This window comes from Reichenbachiella agariperforans, from assembly GCF_900142205.1.
Classification (GTDB): domain Bacteria; phylum Bacteroidota; class Bacteroidia; order Cytophagales; family Cyclobacteriaceae; genus Reichenbachiella; species Reichenbachiella agariperforans.
Genome location: NZ_FRAA01000001.1, coordinates 276,916 through 298,199 on the forward strand (window position 1 = coordinate 276,916; position 21,284 = coordinate 298,199).

Here is a 21,284-nt window from a genome sequence, read left to right on the forward strand (position 1 = left end):
AATAACTCCGAAAATACCCCAAAGCTAATATTAGATATATACCACTCACTAATCGAGTGTAACCTCCTCTAGTGCTTTGAGGTGATGTATATGTTCGTCGATGATGTCGATCTGATAAGTGATTTGTTCCACGTACTTCACCAATTGTTTCTCCATTTTTTCAACTTCCTTTTTGTAAGTCTTTCCTTTGGCTCTTCCGTAGTTCTTTTCTATCTCATTGAACTCTGCACACTCTTCATGGATGAAAGCCAAAAACTCCTTCGTTGTGTAGTCTTTTTCCAGTTTTTCGATATCTGACAATGTCGCTTTCGCTTCATCATCTTGGTTAGCATCATATTTGTCACGAACGGTCTTGTGTAGTACCGAATCATAGTGATGTATGGTTTTGACTAGTTTGATGGTGTTACGACGGTGCTGACCATTGTGACAGTATTCACGCATGCCTTCATAAGTTTCTAAAACAATGGCTTCCTTGTCCCAAATGATGGTGAGGCTATCGACCGTAGCTACGATATTGTTTTGTGCCTGTACTAGGCCCGTCCAAAGTGTAATAGCAAGTAGAGTTAGTATGGTTTTCTTCATATTAGTTATAGTAGTAAGTTAAAATCTACGCAATGGTTTCTTCAACAAAACTCATTGATTTAATGCATGTTAGCTTCTTATCAGGTTTGTTTGTTTCTATTTTAGGATAAACTTAAATTGATTCAGAGTAAGAAACAAAGGCACTATTCAATATTACTAAAATCAAGAAAGGGACATCCCATACATTTTGCATCCGGTAATCTCTCTAAGACAAGTATTTTGTACCTAGTAATAGCACAGTAATACGCTTAACAACCTGAAATTGAACACATAGTAGATTTCAACACTCAAGAGACATAAAAAAAGCTTGAGTGTTACTCAAGCTTTTCAATTTCATCAATCTTAGAACCTTATTTACGGCGTTCTCTACTGCCTCTGCCACGGGATCCACCACCACCGTGCCCACCACGAGAATGGCCTCCACCGCCTTTGAATCCACCTCCGCCACCACGGAAGTCACGTCTACCACCTCCTGGACGTCTGCGTTGACCGCTAGACTCAGCGACTCCTCCTTCAGTCACACTAATGGCTCTGTCGTCAAACTCAAAACCCTTAAACTTATCTGTAAAGCTAGAAGACTCTGATTTTCCAATTTCTACGATTGTCTTTTTCTTCTGAAGATCGATGTTTCCAACCTCACCTTTTTGCATGCCCGTCACCTCGATGATGATGTTCATGATATCCATTTTACCGATATTGTCAATCTTACCAATGTTAATCGTAAAGTTGTTGAAACCTGATCTAGCTCTACCACCCGTGCTTTCTCCTCTATCGTCCGACTTAGAAACACTCATGTCATTGAGATCACTGTTGTCGTTGAGATGCATGTTTTTCAACTCCATCGTCAACAATTTGTCGATCAAGTCCTCTTTAGATAGTCCCTCTAAATTCTTGTTTACAATTGCCTTGAGTTCTTCGGTGACCGTATGGTCTACATTTTGTTCCACGAGCTTTTGCGCCCATAAATCTACGCGCATGTTAGCGATCTCACTACCTGAAGGCACCATAACTCTTTCGAATTCAATGCCTAGGGATTTCTGAATCTGATCAAGTCTGCGCTTTTCTCCTTTAGATACGATGGCAATAGATATCCCCTTCTTGCCTGCTCTCGCTGTACGACCACTCCTGTGTGTATAAAACTCTGTTTCGTCTGGTAGTTTGTGATGAATCACGTGCGTGACATCATTCACATCTATCCCTCTCGCCGCTACATCTGTTGCGATCAAAAGTTTTACTCTGCGCTCTTTGAACTTCTTCATCACCATGTCGCGCTGGTTCTGACTTAGATCTCCGTGCAATGCTTCTGCCCTATAGCCCACTCTACTCAGTTCATCAGCCATTTTTTGGGTATCAATTTTAGTCCTACAAAACAATACACCAAAGATATCCGGTTCCATGTCTACCAATCTTTTGATTGCTTCGACTTTATCGGACTGTCTTACCACCATATACTGGTGCTCGATATTTTTATTTACCTCTACACCACTCTTTACTGATATCTCATGTGGCTCGTGCATGTAGTTTTTGACCATCGTGCGAATGGCTTTGGGCATAGTAGCCGAAAACAACCAAGTCGTCTTCTCGTCTGGCGTTGATTTGAGGATCACATCAAGTTCCTCTTTGAACCCCATGTTGAGCATCTCATCTGCCTCATCCAATACGAGGTAGCGGAGGTGCTTTACGTCCAGTACTTTTCTATTGATCAAGTCTACCAAGCGACCTGGAGTCGCTACCACAATCTGTGGTTTGCTCTTAAGTTCCTTGATTTGATTCATGATAGGTGCGCCACCATAGACACACGCTACCTTCAGTTTCTTGCTATATTTTGCGAAAGACTTGAGTCCTTCTGCGATTTGCTGTGCTAGTTCTCTTGTTGGAGACAAAACGATACCCTGACAAACGTTGGTATCCTCCTCTGTCAATTCTAATAATGGCAGTCCAAAGGCAGCAGTTTTACCTGTACCTGTCTGTGCCAGACCTATAAAATCCGCCTGTGATGAAAGTAAAAATGGGATGGCTTCTTGCTGAATCTCGGTAGGAGTGCTAATTCCTAATTCAGTTAGTGCTTGAAGAATTTTTTCATCAAGACCTAATTCCTTGAAAGTATTCAATATGTATTTGTTAAATGAGGCGCAAAGGTACAAAACATAGCGCTAGTAATCTAACTATCTGCTAGTTATATACAACTCTCTGTCACTGAACCCCATTCATAAAATCTCATGAACCTGTACAGCTCTTCGAATAAGAAGAGGGTATTCTATGAGCATCCCAAAAGTGGAATAAATCAACGATAAAAAACTTCAATAGAGGCAAGTTATTTTATTGATAACCTATTATTTATAGAACACCGATATTTATCACATAATTAGTTTCACTCTGATTTTGTTTCGTGTTTTTTTGGTAGATTAAACGTTCAGTATTGTTGTTGATTCGAGAAAAAACAAAACCAGATGGAAATGAGAGGGTTACATTTAACCGACTATAAAATACAGTCAAAAGCGGTATACCGTTCCCTCCTACTTGGTCATACAGCCATTGCATTTTTATTGTTGCTCACAGATATTTTCGTCGATCTTAAATCAGGGCCACTATGGCTCTACTCAGGTTACTTTGTCCTATGCTGTAGCGCTACAATACATGGCTATCGTAGTGATGAGCAAATCAAGTCAACTAGAGCCTTGACGCCATTTCTTATACTGGTGATGATCGAGCTTACATTTTTTAATTATCCTGCTTCTTATAACACAATTGTGTTTTGGATGTGTTTTGTTCCTTTGGTAGCGCTTATTGCACAAGGTATTCGTGCCTCACAATTATGGGTTGTTATCGTATTCTTGAGTTATGTTGGCAACTCATTTTATATCCATTGGATCGCAGGTGAGGCTTATGCCATAGAGGTGTATATCATACCCACTACTATTGGAGGAATCATATTTTTCTCTGGACTATTAATCTCCATATATGTGCTATACAATTTGTTAGGTTATGCGTATAAATCCTCCGTCGAAAAAAATGAAGAGCTCATAGCTCTCAAAAATAATCTTCAAGCTAAGACTACTATTTTGGAGGACTATCACGCAGCGATGATGGATTTGACAAGAAAAAACTTAGAAAAAAAGGGCAACACCGTTATGATCGAAGAAGTTTGTCAAGTGCTTAACCGATTATTGAATTTGAGTCGAGTAAGTATTTGGTTCTATAATCTAGACAAAACAAAGCTTCAAAGGCAGTTTCTATTAGACAATGGAAAAGTGTATCGAGAAGAAGTCAGTTTAGCTGTCATTGACTCTCCAAAATACTTTTATGCACTAGAGCATAAGCCATTCATCACAGCCCCACTAGCACAAACCCATGAAGACACATCTGAGTTAACCAAAGGGTACCTCAAACCTCACAATATAAAATCCATGCTAGACTGCCCGATCTATGAGGACAGATCGGTCATAGGTGTGATCTGCTGTGAAAACAAAAAGTATGTAAGAAATTGGAGTGCAGAAGATGCCCTGATCGTACAATCACTCGGGGATTATTTATCAACTCAATACAAAAACGAGCAAATACTTCAACTCATGAATCAGCTCAAAACACAAAACATAGCATTACATGAGCAACGGGATGAAATCTCTAGTATGAACAAAGAGCTACACACCCTGAACCAAAAACTAATCGAAACGAATGGTTCCTTAGAGTCTACCGTCACACAACGAACACAAGAATTAATTACTCAAAATAATCAACTAAAAGAGTATGCCTTTGTCAACTCTCATATGCTCCGCGCTCCACTGTCCAACATACTGGGGCTATCTAATCTCATCAAATTAAACCCCGCCTTTTCTAAAGACCCTGAGCTTATACATGCCCTCTATCAATCTACAAAAAACTTGGATGAGATCGTTCGAAAAATCAGTGCAACCCTCGAAGACGGCAGCAACCTTACCCGAAAAGACATAGACTACATCATCAACGAGCAGTTTAAAAAATCCGACACAGATTAACTATTTGACCTTTAGTCAGCTATCATCATTTAAGTTTCTAATAATCAGGAGGCAATACAGATTAAACCCAGCATTTTTGCGTTGAATAGAAAAGTGTCCCAATGATTAGAAGATTCAAACACGTAATCTCCACCCTCATTATTCCCCTTGTTTGCTGCATATGCTTCACTCAGGCAAGCTATGCACAGACTCCCCGTCCTATGAAAGTAAACCTAGAGAACATTAGCGATCCCCGCATCAAAGACAGTTTCATGAAGGTAATGGAAAAATACTTTCCATTACACACCTATGAGGTCACGCTAAAGCAAAAGCCCATCAAAACCTCTACGATGCAGGCTCAGCCAGTCATTACTTTTGGAGGGTTGTTCACGGGAGTGAAGCGCTACCGCATCAAACTGGCCTACTATGTACGTGATAGCGAAAACATCAAAGTATCCGAATTGCCCGATGATGTTCTTACAGGCTGGTTTGCCCATGAGCTAGGTCACGTCATGGACTATGCCCCCTACTCCAACTGGCAGATGATTGGGTATGGATTTAAGTACGTCTTCTCTAAAAAATTCAGAAAGCAGGTAGAATACAAAGCAGACTACATCGCGATCGATTATGGTTTTCACAAAGAGATCGTAGCGTCCAAGCGTTTCATTCTAAACAATGACATGTTGGAAGACGACTACAAGGACAAAATCAGTACCTACTACATGTCCATCGAGGAAGTCAGAATGTGTGTAGAGAACAAAACACCGATCGAACCAACGGTAGAGTTATAATGAGGGCACAGTCAGTTTTGACTCGACGAACTGAATCATAGACTGCATTTTTTCCTCAGACATTACTTTTGGTGTCTTCAGTTGCCCTCCTTTTTGCTTGGTGATTTCTAAGTAATCGTAATACAACTCTTTATTGATTACTTTCACATTGATCCCTGAGAGGGCTTTGGATCGAGCGACAGCATAATTCTTGTTGGCATCTTTTAGTTTCTCATCTAACTGATTAGCAAATTGAAGCGCCTCTACGTTTTGATCTGTGACGATCACCCACTGATGAATATAATCTCCACTTTCATTCTTGATGGCTCCTACAGCATACTCGTTGACGCGGACGTTCATTGAGGAAGAAACAGAAAGAATCGCTTCGTCCATTTTCTCCTCCGAAAGCTGAGAACCTACGACATTGAGAAAGAACTTGGTACGCCCCGTAATCTTGATTTCTATGGGGTCTAAGCTGGTAAATTTAATCGTGTCTCCTATCACATAGCGCCATGCGCCTGCACAGCTACTCACGATCAATACATAGTCTTGATCTAGCTCTACCTCATCTAAGGTGTGAGACACAGGTTTTTCTAGTAGTTCACCATACTCATTGACACCACCTGCACCGAAAGGTACGAACTCATAGAAATAGCCGTGTGATAGTGCTAACTCCATATCCATCGCACCAGGTCTGGCAGTATAGGAGAAAAAACCCTCAGAAGCCAAATAGGTATCCATGATAGTTATCGGCTGGCCAGATATTGCTTCGAAATCCTTTCTGTAGGTCTCAAAAGCCACACCACCACTCGCATACACCGTCAAGTTGGGCCATATCTCGTGAATATGCTTCAGTCCATGCTTTCGGATCACGGTTTGCAACATGAGAAGCACCCATGACGGGATACCTGCGATCACGCCGATATTCCAATTGGGCGCCTCTTCGGCGATGCGCCCGATGCGCTCATCCCAGTCACTGATCGCTGCGATCTCTTTGCCTGGACGGTAAAACATCCCATACCAATCTGGAAAATTGCTCACATTGATTCCGCTGATTTCACCTTCCAGATGCCCTTCTTCGTGCCGTTTTAAATCCGCACTACTACTCAGCATCAGTATTTCACTCTCAAAGAGATGTTCTGGAAAATCAAAATTAGGAATCGCTTTGACCATGCTGGTACCTACATCTCTCATACTCTGTATAAAATCAGATGTAATCGGGATACGTTTGCTGGACTTGCCTGTCGTACCGCTACTGAGTGCAAAGAAGTCTGGTTTTCCCGGCCAGGTGATATCTGGGTACTTCTGCTGCTGGCCCCACCAGTCCTCGTGCATCTGATGATAGTCATAGATAGGTACAGTCTGCTGATAGACTGCTATGAGATCTTCCGCTTCTAGCAAGGTGGTGAATCCATAATACTTACCAAAAGCCGTATCCTTAGCCTTGTGCATGAGTTTTCGCAATTCTTCTTCCTGCAGTTCAGCGGCTGACTTTCCAGTCTGAAAAGTCAACTTCTGATTCAGTTCTATTCCATTCTTGATTAGGGTACCTATTAGAGACATCGTTCGTACAGTTAGTTCATAGATTTATCAACATGGCTGGATTGAAAGTAGCAGTTCATTACATCGTCACAGCTAATACAGGTTTATCTACGTGATTGATAAAATCTTCGGTATCACTACCGTATATCAACCGAGCAATTCCCGAATCTCCTTCAGAAATACTAGCCACCACATCGATATGCCACGCTTCGACAAAAGCCTGAACTTGCTCTACTTTCTGGCCACTTTCTATTACATGAACTTTGTAGTCTGTAAAGCCATGAGCCCGTGCAAAATCCTCTAATCTATCCGAGATACTTTTGTGAAGCAAGTCATGCGGTTCAGTGACATGCGCGATGTGCACATTCATACGCATGACCTCTGCAAACTCCCGAATGCGCGCAATACTCTCTGTACGATAATCTCTGATCCCTATCAAGACCAGCAATTCACCGCCAAGCGAAATCTTCTGATTGTCTTTGATGACCAAAGTGGGAATATCTGCAATCCGCATAGTTCGGGTAGCATGGTTTCCTTTGAACCACTCCGCTATGGAGGTTTCTCCACTACTCCCCATGACGATCAAATCAGCGGGATGTTCTTCGAGGTGTTCCTCTAGCCCTTCATTATAGCTTCCAAAAGCGAGAAAAGATTTCACCTCTACTGATGCTGTATCAAGCTGCTCGGTCAACAGCTTGAGCTCTCCTTTCATTTTCCGGATCAACTCAGACATGAAGTGCTCTTCTTCATTAATCTCTTGTTGTTTGACAACTAAGTCTGCCTTGGGCAACACCCCTACAGGGGCGGGTTCATGGATAACATGCAAAAGACTAATGTGCGCTCCAGTGCGGTTCGCTATATCCAGAGCTACCAACAGGCCAGCTTTGGACTCAGGTGTAAAATCAATCGGAACTAATATGTTCATGCTTTTGTGTGTTATGTAGTGATAGGATTAGTGAAATGACATTGGTGAAGGTTACTTCTCCTGAAAATTGTAAGCCTCTCGCGTCTCTTGCAGTTCGCTGATCAGTATGCGCGACTCAGCCAGCTGACTCTCGAACAGAAACTTGATAAACACATCTAACTCGTTATCTTTGGACTGTAAGACTTCCTGATACATCTCGATGAGTTCATCTTCTCTTTGGATACAAAAACCAAGAATCTCACCCTCGTCTCGTTGCAAAAAGATATGTTCAGCTTCTATCGCTATTTTCTCCCAAGCAGCCTTCAATCTATCTTTGACACCCATGGTATGCTCCTCAAAATCTACATCTACGAGCTTGCCAATATCCGTTAGGAACTTGGACTTACGCTCAGCCAATACTTTCATTTGGTTGGTCATCGGTTCATTGTGTATGCGTGAAGAAGCCTTTTCATAAATCTCCTTGGCAAGCAAGAGTTTATCGATCAAGTTTTGCAATTCAGGTGTTAGCGCTTTCATATATGAATAATCTTTTGGTGATACAAATAAAGGTGCTCGTTGCACCTACTAGTCTGTATGCCAATAAGCATGCCTATGCCAACATGAGCTCCTCTGGCTACTTCTAACCATCTATGCGTAGCATACCGAGTCAGATTCTCCACAATTCGCACCTCTAATTGTAGACATTTATTCACACCTCCTTTTTCAATCTCCCCAAAAACAATGACCAAACAAAGACTGAGACAGACAAACCATAGGCTAACCAAAGCGGCATGATTATTTGACGCTCTACCATGACTTTTATGTTTCATCTAAACAATACAATCATGGCTAAGCATCACGGATCATCTATCATGAACAACGAACAGTATGAGGCACTCCGAGACAAAGGAATGAGTAAAGAAAAGGCAGCTCGCATCGCCAACACACCCGATAGCGGCACAAAAGGAGGACATGCCTCCAAATACGAAAAACGAACTAAGAAAGAACTCTACGACCAAGCCAAGAAAATAGGAATCGAGGGACGATCCAAAATGAACAAACAGCAGCTCATCGCTGCACTACGAGAAGAATAAGCTCAGATAGTAAGTAGTATTAGGTCAGTGTCACATCTTCTACTTCTTTGTCGTCCAACTCATCTTTTAGTTCGGAAGAAGAGGCAAGACCCAGCTCATCACTCAATATATAATACTTCAGGTCTCCAAAACTGTTATCAGTGATCTATTCATCCAGATCTTCTCCAGTACTGCTTCGTCATCTTGATCAAACTCAAAAGCTACGGTCTGCTCATAAGACACATCGATAGAGGTACCATCTAAGATATCTTCCAGATCACAACTACTACAGTAATTATATTTAACAGGCCTACTAGTTACGTTCAAATTAAAAGCACCTTCTCAATCTTTAAAAAAATCATATTTCAGACCTGAAAAGAACACCTTGTCTTTCGATATTGTTGTAAGCCTCACTCCATTATTTAAAAATACCCTATATATTGGGATATAAATATGCAATCCATGTCCGACCAAAAAACAGAGCAACTCATAGAGCAAGCCAAGCAAGTGGCTCGTCACGCCTACTCTCCTTATAGCCGTTTCAAAGTGGGCGCAGCGTTGATGGATCAGTACGGTAATATATACAGTGGGTGCAATGTCGAGAATATTTCATTCCCCTGTGTGATATGTGCAGAGACGAGTGCTATCGCTCAGGCCGTATCGAGTGCCGGATCAGCAATGAAAATAGATACGCTAGTGATCTATACGCCGACCGCTTCGATCACTTCACCATGCGGAAACTGTCGTCAGGTCATCCACGAATTCAGTACGTCTGCGACGAAAGTGATCTGCGTATGTAACGAATCAGTTCAGCTCACGCTGTGCATCGAGGAGCTACTCCCCCATGCCACCAACATAAGCTTAGATAAATAGTCTAGGCAGTAACGGTCTTTACGCCCAGCGATCGCATCATCCTAAAATGATCTAAGATCGCAGCTACGAAAGTCCTCTTAGTATGATATGGAATACCATATTTTTCGGCTGTATCTGAGACGATCACTGACAGCTTCTTATAGTGTATATGACAGACATTAGGCAACAGATGGTGCTCGACTTGATAGTTTAACCCACCAATAAACCATGAAAACAATCGGCTATTCGGTGCATAGTTACTAGTAGTTGCCAACTGATGTACAGACCAGTCATCATGAATCATTCCCTCTTCGTCAGGCATAGGAAAATCCGAACTCGGCATCACATGAGCAGTCTGAAACACGATAGAAATAAACAACCCCGTCATAAAGTGCATCGCTAAAAATGCTACGATAATCAACCATGGTGCCAATGGCACTACAATCAATGGAATAATCAATGAATAGGAATAATACATCACCTTAAGTAATACTGTTTTAAACAACTGCTTTTTAGCCTCGTGTTTTTCAGTAAAAAAGCCCATTTTCTTATAACGAGGGATACGAACAAAATCCTTAACCGTCACCCAGATCAAAGTCAAAAATCCATAAAAAAACCAAACATAAATATGCTGGAACTTATGAACGGAATGATATTTTGTATTAGGTGAAAACCTTAGAAAGAAAGGCATGTTGATGTCGTCATCTGCGCCTTCTATATTCGTATAAGTGTGGTGAAGCACATTGTGCTGAATCTTCCATACGGCCGCATTGGCTCCTATGAGATTGATAGAATATCCGATCCACTTATTGATACTGTTTTTGTTAGAGTATGAACCATGGAGCGCATCGTGCATGACCCCCATACCTATACCGGTCATCCCGAGTCCACTAATCATATACATCCCGAATAGCATCCATGGAGTAGTGACCAAACCTACGTTCATGATGATTAATGGGATAAAGAATAAAGAAATCATAAATACCGTCTTGAATACCATCTTGCGATTGGCATATCTACTAGTATCTTGATCTGAAAAATATTCCCTGATTTTACTTCTGAGCTCATTAGAGAAGTCAGCGTGCGAGGTGGTTTTGGAAAACTTAAGATGCTTGATATACTTGTTATTTAGGATGATATCTACCGCTCATTAGCGTGCTTTTAAAGATGCCATCATGATTAAATATTAACTACTTTATAGGAAGGTTACTACATACGTAGCACGGCAAGCTACTCCTAATCAACCGTAGGACAAGCCATACCCTAGGATATAATGTTAACTCAGTGAATTATCATCATATATTGATAGCTAATCATACAATAACACAAATACAGATACTTAGAAGTCAAACAACTACTATATTTTCGATTTAGGAATACAACTTTGCCTTAGTCAAAAAAACAGAGTCGTATTACACCACTTCCATAGATTTTCCTTTCAGGGTTTCCTACCTTCGCGACTTAGTTAATACACGATATGATTTCAGTAGACGCAGTTGGGGTTGAGTTCAGTGGCACCACCCTATTTAACAACATCAATTTCAACATCAACCCCGACGACCGCATTGCCCTCATGGGCAAAAATGGAGCAGGCAAGTCTACCCTTCTCAAAATTATTGCTGGCAAAGACAAACCCACCCATGGCAAAATCTCTGCCCCCAAAGAAGCCATCATAGCCTACCTCCCACAGCACCTATTGATAGAAGATGACTGTACGGTATTCGAAGAGGCAACCAAAGCATTCTCTGAGATCGTGGAGATGAAAAAACAACTCGACGACTACTCGCTACAACTGGAGACACGTACTGATTATGAATCAGAAGCATACAGCAAAATCATAGAAAAAGTCTCCGAGCTCAGTGAAAAATACTACAGCATAGAAGAAGTCAATGTAGATGCTGAAGTAGAACTAACCCTACTCGGACTAGGGTTCGAAAGAGCAGATTTTACCCGACCAGCCAGCGAGTTTAGTGGAGGGTGGCGTATGCGTATTGAACTCGCCAAGATACTCCTCAAAAAACCAGACCTCATCTTACTCGATGAGCCAACCAATCACCTCGATATTGAATCTGTACAATGGCTCGAAGACTTCCTCAAAAACGGATCAAATGCTGTCATGGTGATCAGTCACGACAAGACCTTCGTGGACAATCTGACCAACCGCACTATAGAGCTAACGGGTGGGCGTATCTATGACTACAAAACCAATTACTCCCACTATCTAGAACTACGCCAAGAACGCCGCGAACAACAGCAAAAGCAATTCGATGATCAGGCGAAACAAATTGCCGACATCCAGCAATTTATAGACCGATTCAAAGGCACATATTCTAAGACACTGTCTGTCCAGTCACGAGTCAAGATGCTCGAAAAGATGGAGATCGTAGAAGTGGATGAAGTAGACACCTCAGCACTCAACCTTAAGTTCCCTCCTGCGCCTAGATCAGGTAACTATCCAGTCATAGTCGATGGACTTAGCAAAAGCTACGGGGCCCATACGGTATTCAAAGATGTGTCTCTGACCATAGCCCGAGGCGAAAAAGTAGCCTTCGTTGGAAAAAACGGACAAGGTAAATCTACACTGATCAAAGCCATCATGGGCGAAATCAAACATGAGGGAGACCTCCAACTTGGGCATAACAGCCTCGTAGGCTACTTTGCGCAGAATCAGGCCGCACTACTGGATGAGAAACTATCGATATTCGAGACCATAGATGAAATCGCGAAAGGTGATGTACGTTCCAAGATCAAAGACATCCTAGGCGCTTTTATGTTCAGTGGTGAAGCCATAGACAAAAAAGTCAAAGTACTCTCTGGAGGAGAACGTACACGACTGGCCATGATCAAACTACTCCTCCAACCCGTCAATCTCCTCATACTTGATGAGCCGACCAACCACCTCGATATCAAAACCAAGGATATTCTCAAAGATGCACTCAAGGCCTTTGAAGGAACTATTATTTTGGTATCTCACGACAGGGATTTCTTAGATGGTCTCGCATCCAAGATTTTTGAATTTGGAAATCAGAGAGTCAAAGAACACTTCGAAGACATCAATGGCTTTTTGAGAAACAAGAAAATCGAAAACCTAAAAGAAATTGAGCGCAAAACGATTTAAGTCTATTTTTCAGAGCTCCAATCAAGTCTATAAACAGGCTTAAATCCCACCAATATTCAGAATAACATCTGTTTTAGGAAGAGAAACATTAACCTTTGAAGGAGTCAAATCTGCAGACTTATCGTTATCGTCTTCTAACAAAAAAATAGCAGAAAAACATATCATTATATTGGCTAGCATCAAGAGGATCGGAAGTTTCATTTGTTTCATCGCATTGAAAAGCTCAAGGTAATAGTACGACTCTATTTATTCATACTTTTACCATTTACGAACCCACCAACCTCATTGGATTTTATAAACCTTAAGTTTTTTAACTATTATTTAATCTCTCCCCATTTCTAAGCCCTATCCTCTACCATTTCTGAAGTTTATAGACTTTTTTCACCTCATCACCTCATAAAAAAGCAACTCGTACGTTGACTATATATATCTTACACGCTTTCACAAGTCAATTATCATAAACATCTAACAATCTTACTGTTAAAATATAATGGCTTAATAATTAAGTAATTTGACAGAGATTTGAAGTATCACTTTACGATTTTTGGATTGAACTTTTTTTCAGAGTAAAAGAAAGTGAATAACTTTAATTTCGATTTCCAGAAGGGAGATCATTTAACCTATTTTTTTAATCTAACCCCTTTTAACTATGAAGCAACTTTTCATGGTTCTATTGGTATGTTTTCTGACCAAGCAGGTTGGCTATGCTCAAGAATTAGATCTGGGTAGTAGTGAGTCATCTGGTATTAGCTCAGGAAATCTATTGATAGAAATCACAGGAACGCCATTCGCTAGCAGTTCCTTATTGAGTTTTGGCGAATTCAGAGCCAAGTATGTTGTCTCAGATCAAATCATTGTCCGAGTGGGCATGTATATGGATCTGAACAACAATCAGACAAAACCCGACTATGTCACTGACTACAGCACCTACAGGGTTACACCTGGTGTGGAGATTCAGCTCAGTAGCACTGGTGGGTTTCGTTCTTATGTTGCAATAGATGCTATCGTTGGGCAAAAATTTGCCAATGTAAAAACAACGACTGGCTCCTCTGTAACAGGCACAACGCAAATCCCTAACGGTAACAACTACTCTTTCAGTCAAGGTTCGCGTGGCTACTTCGAAGCAGGTGCTGCTTTATCTGTAGGTGCTGACTACCATTTTGGTTCTCGTTTTTATGTAGGTATGGAGGCTGGATTTACGGTCAAGACTACCATGTATGACGAGATTCAAGTAGATGGAGCGCCCTACCAAGACGGCATCACCTACAACAGCGGAGATTTGCTCATTAGCAACTCACTGCGATTTGGCTTTATTCTATTATAACCTAAAATTCCTAATCGATGAAAAAATTAAACTTTAAGCTTAGAGAGTTCGGGCTTAGGTTGTTGGTCTTTGGCATAACTATGCTCAGTATCAATGCAACAATAGCCCAGACTTTTACGACAGATACGCCTCCCACAGTGGAAGTGAAATATGCCGGAGAATCCGACACCTATACCTATCAAGGAACTGGCTTTGATCCAGGCACTACATTTATAGTATATCATGGAACGCTTAGTGAAAACACTGTCTTGGGCACCAGTACAACGCAAGACGCTGATACTGACATAGTGTTTAACTGGCCTGATGGTGACATGAATATCAACGTGTCAATCGGCGCATTCTCTGGTAGTGACTTTGATGCGGATCCATATACTGAAATCGTAGCAGGGTCATCGTCATTGTTCGATATTGACAAGTCAACACTCGATATAACAGATGTAGAAGACGATCTCGGAGGGTCAATATCTACCGCATATCCTGGGGACGAAATCAAGGTAAATGGCACACTATTGAATATTGACCTTAGTAACTACAACTATGCGGTATCAGTAGGTGATGGTACCAACGAGTATTTGCTCGAAAACCTAAACACTGACGACATTGACAATACCGCTGGAGTCAAAACTTTTGAAGTCACAGGCAATATCCCTACAGGTATTGAATATGATTTAGATGAAGTAACGCTCTATGCTTATGAAAAGAGTGCTACCACACCACTGTTAGGCTTGAATCTATCTAACGATTTTTCACTTTCTGGATCTACTGATGATTTTGATGTAGAAGGTGGGGAAGAAGATGTCGCTACAGGAGTTCTTTTTGATAAAGACGAAGAAAGAAGCATCACATCAGAAGCTATGTATATAGATTCCGAAAACGGCACTATTACGTTGAGTTTAGCTAGAGGTCAAAACCTTATCAGTCCAGCAGGGACCGATTTGGTGATCGAGTATAGCACCAATGGATCAACCTATAGTGAGCTTTCTAGTATCACGATGAACGAGTTGACAGCTATCGGTAGTGGTCATACGACAGTAGAATTAACTTCTTTGCCAGCTGGGATTGCTAGCAACACTACACAGTTTAGAGTCAGACAAGAGGGCAACAATGGTCTCAACCTTGACACATGGTACTTAGTAGACATGAATATCTCAATTGAGTCTAATATAATTAGCCAGAGTAGATTTAATCTCGATCCTCAGACTTTAAATATACCAAGACCTAACATCACGATTGATGCTATAGCTACTACACCAATCTATCCGATGACTGAACTGACTCAGACTTGGACTATTGATAATGGAGCATTCCCAGCAGCTACAGAAGCAAAATTAATGCTTTCAAGAACCGGAGATGAGGAATATGATTTAGTCCTAGCAGACATTACAGACATTACTTCTGGCACTGTCACCTTCGAAGCACCGATACTGCAAGCAGGCTTTTATGGTACCTACATTGCTGTAAATGGTGAAAAGTACAATTCTTCGCTCACTATGGACGGTTTAGGACTTACGATAGATGACATCAGCTTTACTGACCCGATTACGATAGCAGGTGCTGATTATGGTTTTCCTGGAAGTAGTGTAACGGTAGATTTCACTGTATCAGGTGTACCGGGTGCAGGTGCAGAGCTCATGCTAAGCGTCTATGACAATGATGAGATGGAGTATTACATGATAGGTGCTAACTCTACCGTGGTAGAAGGTGCAGGGACTATTACCGCAACCCTACCTCAAGATTTTGACTATGGTACTACACCGTCACTTGAAATCAGTATTACTACAGGGGTTTTCAATAACTCTTCGACAAGCCAAACACTGCTAAATGAAAGCTGGTCTGGCAGTGAAGGTCCTTCAAGTTTAACATTCGAGGGTATCGAAACGTATAATAATGCCGAAACATCCATGGTATCAAGTAGCCAAAGAAGTATAACTACCGAAGCTTTTGATATGAGGTATGGAGGTTCGCTTCAATTCTATTTTACAAATTCTGTATTTACATCCCCTTTTGATGTAATGATAGAAGCCTCTACCGATGGAAGCAACTGGGAAGAAATTGAATCTAAAGCGATTAGCGCTAGTGGTTACGACAATACGGGCTTGATCACCTTACCAAATCACCTTTGGTCAGAGACTACTTCCTTAAGGTTTGTGTACAACAAGAATGGAGAGTCTGGATATCAGGAGAACATAGTTGAAGTTTACTATGCGCTTGTATACTCGGCAACCTTTATGGAAACTTCTAATACTACTTCTGTATTCAACCTACTAAGACCATCACTGGATGTGGAAGAGTTGGACCACTCCTCGTTCTCTTTAGGGGAAACAATAACAATCAACTACAACGCACAGAATTTCCCAACAGGAACTGAGTATGCTGCAGTTTTAGAACAAGGAGATGCATACTATGTACTCGGAACTAGCAATGGACAAAATGCTTCAAGCATTAATGCTGTCATGCCTAGTCTGATTCCATTAGACCGAGAAGAAGCAACACCTGATTATGACATTGTGGTTTACCCATACTCCCCTACTACTGCTGGAGGAGACTTCTTAAAAGGAGAAACAATCACTTTGGAAGAAATGAATCAGTTCGTATCGGTAATGGGAGTAAATGGTACTGTAGATTATCAAGATATAGAATTCACTAGCTCTGGTGAGCGTTTTGTCGTCACTGAAGCATTCGATCTATCAGGAGGAGAATCGGCTACCTTATCATTTAACTTTAGTAGCTATACAGGTCTAGATATTCATACAAACAAAAACATAGTACCAAGGCTAGAAGCATCTACTGATGGATCTACTTTCCAAGTGATCCCTGTCTATGAACTAGAAGACGGAGAAGATCAAATCTATGATGACGGTTTACTGTACTTGTCACAAGGTTATGCTGTGGAAATTCCTTCAGCATTTTTAACAACTTCTACGAGCTTCCGATTTGTGCAACCCTTGAATCTAGGTACTAATCAGAATGGATGGGAAATTTCAAACCTAGCTATTAAACTAGATTTAGGCAATGCACTTGATGACTACCTCTACACTACGGTAAACAATCCTATCGATATTGATATTAATGGACCAAGTTTATCACATTATGAGTGGTCTCTAACTGATCTAGATGATGCAGTATTCAATGGTGAAGAGTTTGATTACGACTGGAACACGAATGAAAACATCACTAACCCTGACTTGTTCCCTAGTGGTACGACTTTCATTTTTACAATGGACGAAACTGACCCAGAAACGAATGAAAACATCATATTAGGAACAACGACTTCCTTGGGTACTTCTACAGGAACAGTTCCTAGCTATGTAGAAAACGGCAGCTACGATGTTTTCATGTCTGCGATGGTTACAGTGGATGGAGTAGACTATTACCTCTACGAAGACGAAACTGTAGGAAGCCTTGAAGTCTTCTTAAGAGCTGTTAGAACTACTTTTGTTTTTGACGAAAACGACGTATTCTATGCGGGTAACTCTGCGACATTCAGCATTGAAATCGAAAACGATGAAAGTAATACTGCAGGCATAGACGGATTATTCGCCAACCTATTGGTTATTGATTATGATGGAAATGATGATCTATTATTAGCCACTCAAGAAGGGGTAGATAACATTACTGTTGACCTCCCTCCTTACTTACGTGGTGGCAACTATGAATTTCAAGTTATGCTCACTGAGGGTGCTTCATTTGGAGAAGCAGGGGACTTAGCTAATTTTGATGACGCAGCTGACCCTATGTCTATTGGTGGAGACTATTATAATAGTGGAAACTTTCAAACAGTCATAGAAACAAGAGATTTCTATGAGTCTAACTTCTCGTATAACACTAATAGAACATTTTCTTGGAACTATGAATTTGATCCTGTAACTGCAGCAAGTAGTTCAAGTAACGAAAGAATGGCTTTCCAGTATTCTAAAGATGGAGGTAATTCATGGTCTACGTACACTTATTTTAATGGACCAAATACTAGTAGTTATTCTCCCAACTTGAACTACTTCATTGATGGGACTTATAATAGTCCAGCAGGTACTTATAATGAAAGGGTTAGGTTCAGATGGATAATTTATGATCCAAATGAAAGTTACATTCCTACGTCACAAGGCAGTACCTTAAAGTTGAGTAATGTAGAAATTGCTAGCTACGCTTCCAGCATGGAAACTAGCACTTATTATTTCCCTACAGGTGCAGAAATCAGAGACGAGATTTCTTTTGATAATGACTTTGGCAGAGGTTTGATTTCAACTAAGGAGTTTAAAGCTGGTGATCTTGAAAGGTTTGAGTTAGTTTCTTTTGATTTAAGCTTTGAAGAAGTACTCAATAACATGGCATCTAATCAAGTCCTTGTTTTTGAATACTCTATTGATGGTGGTTCTACTTATACTGAGGTTTCTTCTTTCCCCAATCAAAATATCTATGATGACCTATTTGATGGTGAAGAAGAAAAATTAGATAATGAAACTTTTGAGTTTGTTGTCACTAACGAGATGAAGTCAAATGACGTAAAATTCAGGTTCAGACAAGAAGAAAGGAACGATATCGACGTGTCTATTGGATTCCTTGAGTTCTTACCAGCTAAGATTCTTCCATTCGACTATATCAGTGACGATCAAACGATTGCAGAGCAAGCACTTTTGGTAACAGCTATCGCTTCGGAAGAGGCTTGTCATGAAAGTGAAGTAACGCTGAGTTACGAAGTTCGTGGTAAATTTGGCGCGGAAAATATAGTAACTGTTAACTTTAAAGATGGAGATGGCAGTACAACTGCTTTGAGTGGCTATGAGTTCAGCATCGTAGAAGGAACTGGTGACATTAGTTTCAATCTCCCATCAGACATATTAAGTTCTGGAGATAATAATGCGTTCTTACTATTTAACCTTGAGGCTGAGGATAACACCTACGAAGACATCGATGAAGATTTCGAAGTGACAGGTGTCTACTCTGATTTCAATTTAGAGGTAGTTGCTCCTATCCTATTAGATACAGATTTTACAATTGAGGATCAATTGCTATGTGATACACAAGATATCATGGTGACTATTGATGATGTTCAAAACTACTTTACTTATCAATTGATCAATAAAGAGGATGGTAGTACCCTAGGTGCCCCATTGACTTACGATCCAGAAGTAGATGAAACTGAAATTAATATCGGTGCATTGACAGACCCTATAGAAATAGGATTGATGATAACTTCTGCTTCTTCTACAGGTACAGAGTGTAATACAATCACATCAATCTATGAAGATGAACTAGTAGTACGACCTAGTTATGTTCTATATAGAAGCCGTGATTATGGCGACAATTATATAGTCAGTGCAACTGGAAACTCAGAAACAATCTGCGAAGGAAGTTCTAGAGTAGAATTAGCGGCAGGTAGAATCTCTAGCAATAGTACTTCTGTGTCTATGACTTCTAGTGTTGAGTGGTTTAGAGATAATATCAACACGCCTGTAAGCACGAGTACATACCTTACATCATTCTCTCAATCTGGAGAGTACTTTGCAAGAGTAAAAGATGGAGATTGTATCTATACTACCGAAACTATCACGATCACAGTGATCGAAAGTCCAGAAAGACCAACCGTAACTGTAGTAAGTGGTGACCTAATTGCCTGTGAAGGTAGCATAGAAGTAGTACTAGAAGCTCCAGAAGGTTTTACTCAATACGAGTGGAGCGGTGGATCAATCAATGGACAAGGCTCTAGAACTGTGACAGTAACAGAAGCAGGATCATACAGTGTAAGAGTTTCAAACCAACCTGCAGGTTTAGGTTGTGCAAGTCCATATTCTCAACAAGTCATTGTAGAGGACGTTGCTTTACCAGAATTCACAACAAAAAACAGTACATCAACTTCTACTAGCTATAATATCTATGAAGGAGATACTAAATACAGTTGTGAAAACTATACTCTATACTTCTTTGAAAACAATTCATATGGAAATGATGGAACTGTTGTAATCTACCAAGATGGGACAGAGATTGCTAGAACACATAATAACTACTACGTAATCAATACATCTGGTATTTACCGTGCTGAATGGATTAGTGATGATTTAGATATCTCATGTACTACGTCTACTGGTGAATTTGAGATCATTCTATTTGATGAAATAGATGTTACTCCGGTATTAACCGCTGATGGTTCTCTCGAAGTATGTGAAGGTGAGTCTATCACTCTATCAACTACAAGTGACGCTCCACATTTCACTTGGTATAGAAATGGTAGTGTAATCAATAGTTCAGAAGGAGGGGCTAATACGATTACGGTCACCCAAGAAGGACGTTATCAAGTGATGGCACACGCTACTGATGAAGTGACATGTAGTGCTAGTGATTTATCAAATGTGATAGAAGTAAAAATAAACTATCTACCAGCTACTAACATCTCTTTTGGTAATGAGAAAACAGATTGTACGACTGGTGACGTCACTGTAGATGTATACAACACAGATGCAAACCTTAGCTATCAACTAACAGATAGAGAAACAGGTCAAAATGTAGGAGCTGCATTCTCAGGAAGTTCTTCAGGAACGGTTAACGTAACACTTTCAGGTCTAGTTGAACGTACATATTTGGGTGTAGAGGTTAGCTATACAGATGGTTCAGGCTGTTCGGATAAAGCTGATTATGTTGACAATATCATACCAAATAGTGTAATGTTAGAAATAGAAGGCAACACATTAATGGCCACTATTTCTGGTAGTTACTTGGAATATTCATGGTATAGAAATGATGTATTATTGAGAAATGCTACAGGTACTTCTCTATCTATAACTGATGCCGCTTCATATACCATAGAAGTCCTATTCGAAGGTGGTTGTACACTTACTTCCAATTCTGTAGATTTAGCACCTAGTGCTCCAGCTCCAGAAGAAAGCGGTAGACTCAGTGTCAATACAACTACCTTCCCTAATCCAACGACTGGTGATCAACTCAATGTGGAAGTACTAGGTACCAACTTCGGAACCTATACTGTTAGCATCATGAGTATGTCAGGGCAAGTAATGGTCTATGAAGAATTGGATAAAAACGTAGAAGAGTTTACAAAAACTATTTCTGTTAGTCACCTTCAGAGAGGCTTGTATAACCTACAAATCAAGAAAGGTGATGAATTAGAAAACATCAGAATTCTTAAAAACTAAGTA

At 40.6% G+C, this 21,284-nt stretch carries 14 protein-coding genes; 7 read left to right on the forward strand and 7 right to left on the reverse strand.

All coding sequences use genetic code 11. The features are described 5' to 3' along the window. Positions 1 to 48: 48 nt before the first annotated feature. The gene (locus BUB99_RS01015; RefSeq protein WP_073118628.1) at positions 49 to 582 is read right to left on the reverse strand and encodes a hypothetical protein; all 534 of its coding nucleotides are present in this window, start codon (positions 580 to 582) and stop codon (positions 49 to 51) included. A gap of 350 nt (positions 583 to 932) precedes the next feature. Beyond that, positions 933 to 2,693, reverse strand: a complete 1,761-nt coding sequence (locus BUB99_RS01020) for a DEAD/DEAH box helicase (RefSeq protein WP_073118629.1) — start codon at positions 2,691 to 2,693, stop codon at positions 933 to 935. A 345-nt stretch (positions 2,694 to 3,038) separates the two neighbouring features. Between BUB99_RS01020 and BUB99_RS01025 the strand changes: the two genes are divergently transcribed. Together BUB99_RS01025 and BUB99_RS01030 are read left to right on the forward strand one after the other, a co-directional pair. Next, a complete protein-coding gene (locus BUB99_RS01025; protein ID WP_170863703.1) occupies positions 3,039 to 4,577 on the forward strand; it encodes a sensor histidine kinase in 1,539 nt (512 codons plus the stop codon). A gap of 200 nt (positions 4,578 to 4,777) precedes the next feature. Beyond that, positions 4,778 to 5,347 carry a hypothetical protein gene (locus BUB99_RS01030; RefSeq protein WP_073118631.1) on the forward strand — a complete coding sequence of 190 codons (570 nt, stop codon included), beginning with the start codon at positions 4,778 to 4,780 and terminating at the stop codon, positions 5,345 to 5,347. On the opposite strand, the gene BUB99_RS01035 is transcribed toward BUB99_RS01030, so the two are convergent. Genes BUB99_RS01035 through BUB99_RS01045 form a run of 3 tightly spaced genes read right to left on the reverse strand, consistent with a single transcriptional unit; the run spans position 5,342 to position 8,309 of the window. Beyond that, positions 5,342 to 6,889: a GH3 family domain-containing protein gene (locus tag BUB99_RS01035; protein ID WP_073118632.1), complete on the reverse strand. Its 1,548-nt coding sequence runs from the start codon at positions 6,887 to 6,889 to the stop codon at positions 5,342 to 5,344. The genes BUB99_RS01030 and BUB99_RS01035 overlap by 6 nt on opposite strands. A gap of 58 nt (positions 6,890 to 6,947) precedes the next feature. Beyond that, on the reverse strand, positions 6,948 to 7,793 hold the full coding sequence (locus BUB99_RS01040) for a universal stress protein (RefSeq protein ID WP_073118634.1): 846 nt from the start codon (positions 7,791 to 7,793) through the stop codon (positions 6,948 to 6,950). 51 nt (positions 7,794 to 7,844) lie between these two features. Then, positions 7,845 to 8,309, reverse strand: coding sequence for a DUF2383 domain-containing protein (locus BUB99_RS01045; RefSeq protein ID WP_073118636.1), 465 nt, complete (start codon positions 8,307 to 8,309; stop codon positions 7,845 to 7,847). 308 nt (positions 8,310 to 8,617) lie between these two features. On the opposite strand from BUB99_RS01045, the gene BUB99_RS01055 reads away from it, so the two are divergent. Next, positions 8,618 to 8,866, forward strand: a complete 249-nt coding sequence (locus BUB99_RS01055) for a DUF7218 family protein (protein ID WP_073120501.1) — start codon at positions 8,618 to 8,620, stop codon at positions 8,864 to 8,866. Positions 8,867 to 8,983: 117 nt separating this feature from the next. Here the strand turns inward: BUB99_RS01055 and BUB99_RS01060 are convergent, their stop codons facing one another. Beyond that, positions 8,984 to 9,172 (reverse strand): hypothetical protein, encoded by a 189-nt coding sequence (locus BUB99_RS01060; protein WP_073118640.1) that lies wholly within the window; start codon positions 9,170 to 9,172, stop codon positions 8,984 to 8,986. Between the two features lie 135 nt (positions 9,173 to 9,307). Here BUB99_RS01060 and cdd point away from each other — a divergent pair, with 135 nt between their 5' ends. Further along, the gene (gene cdd, locus BUB99_RS01065; RefSeq protein ID WP_073118642.1) at positions 9,308 to 9,718 is read left to right on the forward strand and encodes a cytidine deaminase; all 411 of its coding nucleotides are present in this window, start codon (positions 9,308 to 9,310) and stop codon (positions 9,716 to 9,718) included. A gap of 1 nt (position 9,719) precedes the next feature. Here cdd and BUB99_RS01070 read toward each other — a convergent pair whose 3' ends face one another. Next, positions 9,720 to 10,676, reverse strand: coding sequence for a fatty acid desaturase family protein (locus BUB99_RS01070; protein WP_084190388.1), 957 nt, complete (start codon positions 10,674 to 10,676; stop codon positions 9,720 to 9,722). Positions 10,677 to 11,174: 498 nt separating this feature from the next. Here BUB99_RS01070 and BUB99_RS01075 point away from each other — a divergent pair, with 498 nt between their 5' ends. The 3 genes from BUB99_RS01075 to BUB99_RS01085 all read left to right on the forward strand — a co-directional run bounded on the left by BUB99_RS01075 (position 11,175) and on the right by BUB99_RS01085 (position 21,281). Continuing rightward, entirely contained in the window at positions 11,175 to 12,815 is a 1,641-nt protein-coding gene (locus BUB99_RS01075) for an ABC-F family ATP-binding cassette domain-containing protein (protein ID WP_073118645.1), read from the forward strand. 649 nt (positions 12,816 to 13,464) lie between these two features. Further along, on the forward strand, positions 13,465 to 14,139 hold the full coding sequence (locus BUB99_RS01080) for a hypothetical protein (protein ID WP_073118647.1): 675 nt from the start codon (positions 13,465 to 13,467) through the stop codon (positions 14,137 to 14,139). Positions 14,140 to 14,156: 17 nt separating this feature from the next. Then, the gene (locus BUB99_RS01085; protein WP_084190272.1) at positions 14,157 to 21,281 is read left to right on the forward strand and encodes a T9SS type A sorting domain-containing protein; all 7,125 of its coding nucleotides are present in this window, start codon (positions 14,157 to 14,159) and stop codon (positions 21,279 to 21,281) included. Positions 21,282 to 21,284 lie beyond the last annotated feature (3 nt).